Source organism: Hafnia sp. HMSC23F03, assembly GCF_001816025.1.
GTDB lineage: Bacteria > Pseudomonadota > Gammaproteobacteria > Enterobacterales > Enterobacteriaceae > Hafnia > Hafnia paralvei.
Genome location: NZ_KV824216.1, coordinates 170,840 through 178,853, shown reverse-complemented (window position 1 = coordinate 178,853; position 8,014 = coordinate 170,840). Strand labels below are relative to the sequence as shown.

General features: G+C 48.8%; 7 protein-coding genes and 1 riboswitch. Of the genes, 2 read left to right on the top strand and 5 right to left on the bottom strand.

The features are described from left to right. Nucleotides 1-63 precede the first annotated feature (63 nt). Both murI and btuB read right to left on the bottom strand, forming a co-directional pair. Entirely contained in the window at nt 64-924 is an 861-nt protein-coding gene (gene murI, locus HMPREF3091_RS09090) for a glutamate racemase (RefSeq protein ID WP_004094269.1), read from the bottom strand. Beyond that, the gene (gene btuB, locus HMPREF3091_RS09085) at nt 869-2,767 is read right to left on the bottom strand and encodes a TonB-dependent vitamin B12 receptor BtuB (RefSeq protein WP_070715407.1); all 1,899 of its coding nucleotides are present in this window, start codon (nt 2,765-2,767) and stop codon (nt 869-871) included. The genes murI and btuB overlap by 56 nt, the downstream gene beginning before the upstream one ends. A gap of 63 nt (nt 2,768-2,830) precedes the next feature. Then, nucleotides 2,831-3,028: riboswitch (cobalamin riboswitch) on the bottom strand. Nucleotides 3,029-3,146: 118 nt separating this feature from the next. On the opposite strand from btuB, the gene trmA reads away from it, so the two are divergent. Next, nucleotides 3,147-4,250 (top strand): tRNA (uridine(54)-C5)-methyltransferase TrmA, encoded by a 1,104-nt coding sequence (gene trmA, locus HMPREF3091_RS09080; protein ID WP_070715405.1) that lies wholly within the window; start codon nt 3,147-3,149, stop codon nt 4,248-4,250. Between the two features lie 81 nt (nt 4,251-4,331). Here the strand turns inward: trmA and HMPREF3091_RS09075 are convergent, their stop codons facing one another. Continuing rightward, entirely contained in the window at nt 4,332-4,721 is a 390-nt protein-coding gene (locus HMPREF3091_RS09075) for a YijD family membrane protein (RefSeq protein ID WP_035503666.1), read from the bottom strand. Between the two features lie 21 nt (nt 4,722-4,742). Next, the gene (gene fabR, locus HMPREF3091_RS09070; RefSeq protein WP_004094261.1) at nt 4,743-5,411 is read right to left on the bottom strand and encodes an HTH-type transcriptional repressor FabR; all 669 of its coding nucleotides are present in this window, start codon (nt 5,409-5,411) and stop codon (nt 4,743-4,745) included. A gap of 243 nt (nt 5,412-5,654) precedes the next feature. Between fabR and sthA the strand changes: the two genes are divergently transcribed. After that, nucleotides 5,655-7,055, top strand: a complete 1,401-nt coding sequence (gene sthA / locus HMPREF3091_RS09065; protein ID WP_008815810.1) for a Si-specific NAD(P)(+) transhydrogenase — start codon at nt 5,655-5,657, stop codon at nt 7,053-7,055. On the opposite strand, the gene oxyR is transcribed toward sthA, so the two are convergent. Then, nucleotides 7,038-7,964, bottom strand: coding sequence for a DNA-binding transcriptional regulator OxyR (oxyR, locus tag HMPREF3091_RS09060; RefSeq protein WP_035503664.1), 927 nt, complete (start codon nt 7,962-7,964; stop codon nt 7,038-7,040). The genes sthA and oxyR overlap by 18 nt on opposite strands. Nucleotides 7,965-8,014: the final 50 nt, after the last annotated feature.

Here is an 8,014-nt window from a genome sequence, read left to right as displayed (position 1 = left end):
ACCCCTAATTTAAAAAAACTTTTCAACCGCGCAAGTTTTCATCAGAAACCGTAAATTTGGAGATTAAATACTCAACTCTCGTAGCTCTGAGAAGCCCATACGGTGCAATACGGGCAAAAGTGCCTCAGTATCGCTATTCGTTTTCGTGGCATACGCCACATCATCTTCTGTACTCAATGTATTTTCTTGGTTTGCAACCAGCCAAGCAACTCGGCGAGCAATAGCGGCACCAGAATCGACCAACCGTGTTCCATCAGGCAATACCGCAGCCAACTCCTCGCGCAGTAAAGGAAAATGCGTGCATCCTAAAACTACAGTGTCTGGCGGCTCAGCCATTGACAGCCATGGGCGTAGAATTTTCTTCAATACGGCATGATCAATCACTTCACCATGCAACTTCGCTTCAGCTAGCACCACCAGCTCAGACGAGCCGAGCATTTTGATATCACAGTCTGTCGCAAAACGGGCGATGAGATCGTGAGTGTATGAGCGCTGCACCGTCGCCTTGGTTGCTAAGAGCCCGACAACGCCATTACGCGTTAACTTCGCCGCGGGTTTAATCGCTGGCACCACACCCACAATAGGGAAGCTAAAACGCTCACGCAGTGCGGGAAGCGTAATAGTACTCGCCGTGTTGCACGCGATGATGACAATAGAGAGAGGATGGCGCTTTTGCACTTCGGCAACAGTTTTGACGACACGCTCAATAATGAACGCCTCATCTTTTTCCCCATAAGGGAATCCCTGATTGTCGAATGCATAGATGTAATGGAGATCCGGCAGCAAATTGCGGATCTCCTGATATACAGATAACCCACCCACGCCGGAATCGAAAACCAGCGCAGTAGGTTTGGCAGTCGCTACATCATTAGAAGGTGTAGCTACCGGTGAGATAATATTCTCTACCTGCGGTTTGGTAGCCATAAGCCGTTTCATAATCTTTATCTAACAGGTTGGCGATTCTACCACGAACTGTGAGATGAGACGTAACCGGATAGGAAGCTGAAATATCGACTGTGCTGTAGCTTGGCAACACCCGCTGAGTACTGTTGGAAGTGTTATTGTCGTAACGACGCCCATAGTATTGGTATGAAACATCCATATCGAAGTTAAACATCGTCCAATCGAGCTGATATTTTGCCTGTCGCTTCGCACGACGCGCTAATACCTCATCCGTCTTATCATTGCGTGGATCCATATACTGCAAGGTGACCTGATGGGTAAAGATGCCGGTATCAATACTTCCGGTCCATTCCACCCCTTTAATAGTTGCAGAATCGATGTTGTAGTAGGTACCTAAATTAGTGTCACCATCATAAGAATAGGTTATCAGATTTTCGATCTTGTAATGATAAGCCGACAACCGCCAGTCAAGCGGCCCCGTTAACCCTTCGAGCCCAGCTTCCCATTGCTTGGAGGCTTCTGGTTTCAGATTTGGATTGGAATCAATGTTAAAACGCGTTGATCCAAACTGCTGCCCAAGGGATGGAGCCAAGAATCCGGTGCCGTAAGATAGGGTAGTTCTATAACCAGGCGTGAACTCCCAACCGGCCGCAGTTTGCCATGTACCGTGCCAGCCAAACTGTTCATCTTTATCTTCACGCCCGGAGGCTTCCAGCGTGACGTCCCCTAGCTTTTGCTGACCGCTGAGGTATAGACCCGTGTTATCACGTTTGTAGGTATCAGACTTACTGGTGTCAGAGGATGTTAAACGCTGCTGCTGCCAATCCACACCAGCACTGATTTGCCCGTGTTCGAGACTATAAGTATTACCCCACTGGATATTACGCTGATCCATATCGTCAAGGGTGGAACCATCATGGTAGCGACCATATTCACTGCTGTAATTGTAATCTTTAACCTTCTGATAACTACCTGTCAGTTGAGAAGAATACGCGCCCGACGAAAAGCGTAGTCCAGCATCATAGGTATGGTTGTAGGTTTGACCTTCATTAGCACTATAGGCTGGCTTGAATGGCGGGCTACCTAAGTCATAATCACTGTTATTGGTATAGCCGTAACCACGGGCAAAACCAGAAAGCTCGTTGCTAAACTGGTGGTCTACGCCGCCCCAGAAGGTTTTATTACGGTAACCGTCATCGTCACGATCTGGCGCATAGGTTGATCCCGGCTGCACATTAAAACCCTTAGTGCTTTCATAAGAACCAGCCAAGGTGACTTTGGTATTATCACTCACGTTATGACGCACGCTGCCGTCATACTGCTGGAACCCTTTGGAGCCCACGCCAGCATTAATCTGCGCGCCTTCTTTGTCTGTTTGTGTAATCACGTTGATTACGCCACCCATGGCACCAGAACCATATACCGCCGAGCGAGGCCCTCTTATATATTCAACTCGTTGAACCAAAGAGATTGGGATTTGGTTGAAATCAGCAGTATTTGAAATCCCTGGGCGCGCAACTGGAATACCATCCACCAGCACTAAAACCTGATTCGCATTGGTACCACGGATATACATTGTTGAACTCTGCCCCATCCCACCATTCTGCACGATATCCACACCGGGTAAGCGGCGCATAACATCGTTTAGTGTTTTAGCCTGCCAGCGGTCGATGTCGTCTCGGGTGACAATATCCGTTGGAGCCAACACGGTAGATACCGGTTGAGCAAAGCGTGAGGCGGTTACGACTACATCATCATTACTATTTGCAGATGAATCAGAACGCGTGTCAGAAGTATCTTGCGCCCAACCGGAGAAAGCAGTGACAGACAAGGCTGCCATCAGCGCATTTTTTTTTATAGTCATGCAAAAGCATCCAAACTTAATTGGCAGGATGCCGCGAGCCGTGGCGTTAATTCGCGAAAACCACGTGAAGCGACGTATTCCGGCAGGTCTTCGGGCTTAGGATTTGCGTATCTTCTAATACGCACCGGGCGATGACTTCCCATCTGCAATGACAGTGTCAAAATATCGCCGTGACTTCCCCATACCGCTGCGCGTCAGCTCCGGATTCAAACCGGATTCCCTTTTCACTCTCCACTGGAGACCGGGCCGCCATGCTAAGTGAAAACCTATTCAGATGTCTAGACTTCTATGATTACGAAATAGAATAAGTCACAGAGCTGGACATCATTATTCCATCGCCTACAATCGCCCCTCTATTATTACGCTAGTGAGAAATGCCATGACCCCGAATACGCTGCCAACCGATCAATATGATGCCCAACTCACGGAGAAGATCACCCGACTGGCCAACATGATGACCCCGTTTGCGGCGCCTGAGATCGAGGCATTTCGCTCACCAGCCAGCCATTACCGTATGCGCGCCGAGTTTCGCGTATGGCATGATGAGTCCGATCTTTACCACATCATGTTCGATCAGCAGACGAAGCAGCGAATTCGTGTTGATCAGTTCCCAGCGGCAAGTGAACTGATCAACCGTTTGATGACCGTCATGATGGATGAACTGCGCCCAAATCAGGTTTTGCGCTTTAAACTGTTCCAGATCGACTATCTGTCGACGATGAACAATAAAGTCGTGGTTTCTCTTCTTTATCACCGCAAGCTGGATGCGGAATGGAAAGCACAGGCCGAAGCGCTACGCGATCGCCTGCGAACTCAAGGTTTTGACATACAGCTGATTGGCCGAGCGACCAAAACCAAAATCTGTTTAGATCAGGATTATGTTGATGAGTGCCTGCCGGTTGCCGGTCGTGACATGGTCTATCGTCAGGTAGAAAATAGCTTTACTCAACCTAATGCCGCGGTGAACATCAAAATGCTCGAATGGGCACTAGACGTCACCAAGGATTCTAAGGGCGATCTGCTGGAACTGTACTGTGGCAACGGCAACTTCTCTCTTGCGCTGGCGCGTAATTTTAACCGCGTATTAGCCACCGAAATTGCTAAACCTTCTGTCGCGGCTGCACAGTTTAATATTTCCGCCAACCACATTGATAACGTACAGATCATTCGCATGGCGGCGGAAGACTTTACTCAGGCAATGAACGGCGTGCGCGAGTTTAAACGCTTGGAAGGCATTGATCTAAAAAGCTACCAGTGTGAAACCATTTTTGTTGATCCCCCGCGCAGCGGCCTAGATGACGATACATTACGCATGGTGCAGGCATATCCGCGCATTCTGTATATCTCCTGCAACCCTGAAACGCTGAGTGCCAATTTGGAAACGCTGCACGAAACCCATCAGGTAAAACGCTTAGCGTTGTTCGATCAGTTCCCATATACCCATCATATGGAATGCGGCGTATTGCTGGAAAAGCGTCGTTAATTTCAGGCTCACATTGAATGCAAAAAGGCAGCCAAGCGGCTGCCTTTCTTATATAAGTTATCTGCGGCTATTACGTGGATATCACTCAGGATCGTGGAAGTCTTTGTCACTATCCAGCTCGGCATTTTTCTTGAATGCCTTAATGCGATAGGCAATCCAAAAGACCAAGACAATACACAGGATAGTTGGCATAAAGTTGGAGCCAATTTCTGGGTACTCTACACGCACAATGGCGCTATACATCAGCAAGCCAAGCAAGAAACATGAAGAGGAGAGAACCGGCATACCTTCAGGCATTGAGCAGTTCAGATAGCGCTGATGCAGGCAATAAACAGATAAAACCAGCGCTAACAGCGGAAACACCGAAAACGGCACGACAGAGCTAAATAATGCGGCAAAAGAACCACTGATAGAAAGCCCAGCAACCAAAGACAGAACTAATGTTCCCACATCCAAACGACTTTTGATCATGACCAACCCTATGCTTTAAATTTATTCCTGAGGCTGAGCCTGCTGCCCGACATTTTCGTGTATATGCGCTATATGTGCTTTTTCTTGCTCACGGCGGTACCAATAATAAGCGCCCTTGGAAATCATCCGCAATTGCAACACTAAACGTTCTTCCAACAAACGGCGGTGTTCCATATCAATATCTAACGCTTCGGCACCTGCGCTAAATACGATAGTCACCATTGCCTCGGCCTGAGCTTCGGTAAAGCTGCGCGGCATATGATTTTCGATTTCAAGATAGTCTGCAAGTTCCGCAATAAAATGCTGAACTTCACGCTGAACTGCAGCACGAAACGCAGCCGAAGTGCCGGAACGTTCCCGCAATAACAGCCGAAAAGCATTCGGGTTATTGCCGATAAATTCCATAAAAGTCGCCACCGAAGTGCGGATAACGCTGCCCCCTTTGGCAATACGCTGACGAGCCTGACGCATTAGCTGACGCAGCATCAACCCGCTTTCATCCACCATCGTTAATCCTAACTCATCCACATCGCGAAAATGGCGATAGAAGGAAGTAGGCGCAATACCGGCCTCCCGAGATACTTCACGCAGGCTCAAACTCGCAAAGCTCCGCTCAGCGCTAAGCTGGTTAAAAGCGGCTTCTATCAGTGAACGACGAGTTCGTTCTTTTTGTTGCGCTCTGACGCCCATATTAATATCCGGTTAAATGTAAGTTTCTTCATCCACCGTAGGCTTTTTAAGATTTTGATACGGTGGTTAAACGCCACTATATCAAACTTTACCCCAACCATACCTCTATGACCTTGTGAACTGTATAGCTAGGATGACAAAAATAGGGTGTGAATTGCCACGAAAAGCATAGGGATGATTGGGGATACCTTGTTATTATGTTAAGGTAACGTTGTATTTTTGTATAAGAAAGGCCTACCCTACATGCAACAGCACTATTCTTTTGATGCCATAGTCATTGGCTCAGGTCCCGGTGGTGAAGGCGCCGCCATGGGTCTGGTAAAACAAGGCGCGCGGGTTGCCGTAATAGAACGGCATTTTAGCGTCGGCGGCGGATGTACCCACTGGGGCACCATCCCATCAAAAGCACTTCGCCACGCCGTTAGCCGCATTATCGAATTTAACCAGAATCCTCTTTACAGCGACAACTCCCGAATTCTTAAATCCACTTTCCCCGATATTTTGCGCCATGCCGATAGCGTGATTAATCAGCAAACTCGCATGCGTCAGGGATTTTACGAGCGCAACCATTGCCAGTTGTTCTCTGGTGATGCTGAGTTTATTGACGCCAATACCATCAGCGTCAGCTATCCCGATGGAACCCGTGACACCCTAAGTGCAAAAAATATCATCATTGCCTGCGGTTCGCGTCCGTATCATCCATCCGGTGTCGATTTCAAACATCCACGCATTTACGATAGCGATTCCATTCTGCAACTTAACCATGAACCACAGCACATCATTATCTACGGAGCTGGGGTAATTGGCTGCGAATATGCCTCGATCTTCCGTGGTTTGAGCGTAAAAGTCGATCTCGTCAATACACGCGACCGTTTACTGGCATTCCTCGATCAAGAAATGTCAGACGCACTCTCTTACCATTTCTGGAACAATGGCGTCGTTATTCGCCACAACGAAGAATTTGAGCAAATTGAGGGCGTGGAAGATGGCGTCATCATGCACCTCAAGTCCGGTAAAAAAGTCAAAGCCGATTGCCTGCTGTATGCCAATGGGCGCACCGGTAACACCGACGCATTGAAGCTGGAAAATGTGGGGCTCGAGGCTGATGGACGCGGCCTTCTGAAGGTCAACAGCATGTACCAAACGGCGATCTCACATATCTATGCCGTCGGCGATGTTATTGGCTACCCAAGTTTAGCTTCTGCGGCATACGATCAGGGTCGTATCGCGGCCCAAGCCATTATGCAAGGCGAAGCCAACGTACATCTGGTTGAAGATATCCCAACAGGAATTTATACCATTCCTGAAATCAGCTCGGTGGGCAAAACCGAACAGGAACTCACAGCAATGAAAGTGCCGTATGAGGTTGGCCGTGCGCAGTTTAAACATCTGGCGCGCGCGCAAATTGCTGGCATGAGCGTGGGTAGTCTGAAGATCTTGTTCCACCGAGAAACTAAACAGATCTTGGGGATCCACTGTTTTGGCGAGCGTGCCGCCGAGATCATCCATATCGGTCAGGCAATCATGGAACAAAAAGGAGAAGGTAATACCATTGAGTATTTCGTGAATACTACCTTCAACTATCCGACCATGGCCGAAGCCTATCGCGTCGCGGCACTTAACGGGTTAAACCGCCTGTTCTAGAGCGCTGCACTGCTGCTTCATCACACCTTGCATATGCTCGCGGATCACTTCCGCGAGCTGTTCATAGCGCGCGCGCAGCGGAGACCCCGGACGATAAACTAGCGCAATAGTGCGTTTGGGTTCTGGTTTGTAACATTGCAGATAGCAAATACCATCACGTTCACGCTCTGGCGGAACCGCCAATGCTGGCAGCAAAGTAATACCGCTTCCTGCCGCCACCATATTGCGTAATGTCTCCAGACTGGTTGCACGAAAATGCGTATCTTCATCCGCCCCAGCTTGGAAACAAAAACCCATCGCCTGATCGCGTAAACAGTGCCCATCTTCCAGCATCAACAGATGTTCACCAGACAGTTCGGACATCGCAATTTTGTCTTTGCTTGCCAGAGGATGTCCGTTATACACCGCGAGTTTCATTGGCTCATCAAACAATGGTACTTCGATAAAAGCTTCGGTCTCTTTCACTAACGCCAAAATTGCACAGTCCAGCTTACCGCTGTCCAGCTGTGCAAGCAGTTGCTGAGTCTGCGCTTCATGCAGATACATCTCCAGCTTCGGGAACGTTTGGTGCAGTGTGGGGATAATCTGTGGCAACAAATACGGTGCGACGGTCGGGATCAAGCCAATATGCAGAGGGCCGGACATCGCCTCTCCCTGCTGGCTAGCCATTTCTTTAAGAACCTTCACTTCCCGCAGCACCGTACGCGCTTGATCAACCAGCAATAAACCTGCCTGAGTGAACAACACTTTACGGCTTGTACGCTCCAGAAGCATCACGCCCAGTTCATCTTCCAGCTTACGAATCTGACCGCTCAACGTGGGCTGGCTAACATGGCATGAATCCGCCGCGCGGCGAAAATGGCGGTGTTCAGACAGCGCCACTAAGTATTCTAAATCTCGAATATTCATTTTTATCCTCCGAGCCATGATAGCTCATGGCGATAAATAAGATAGCAATG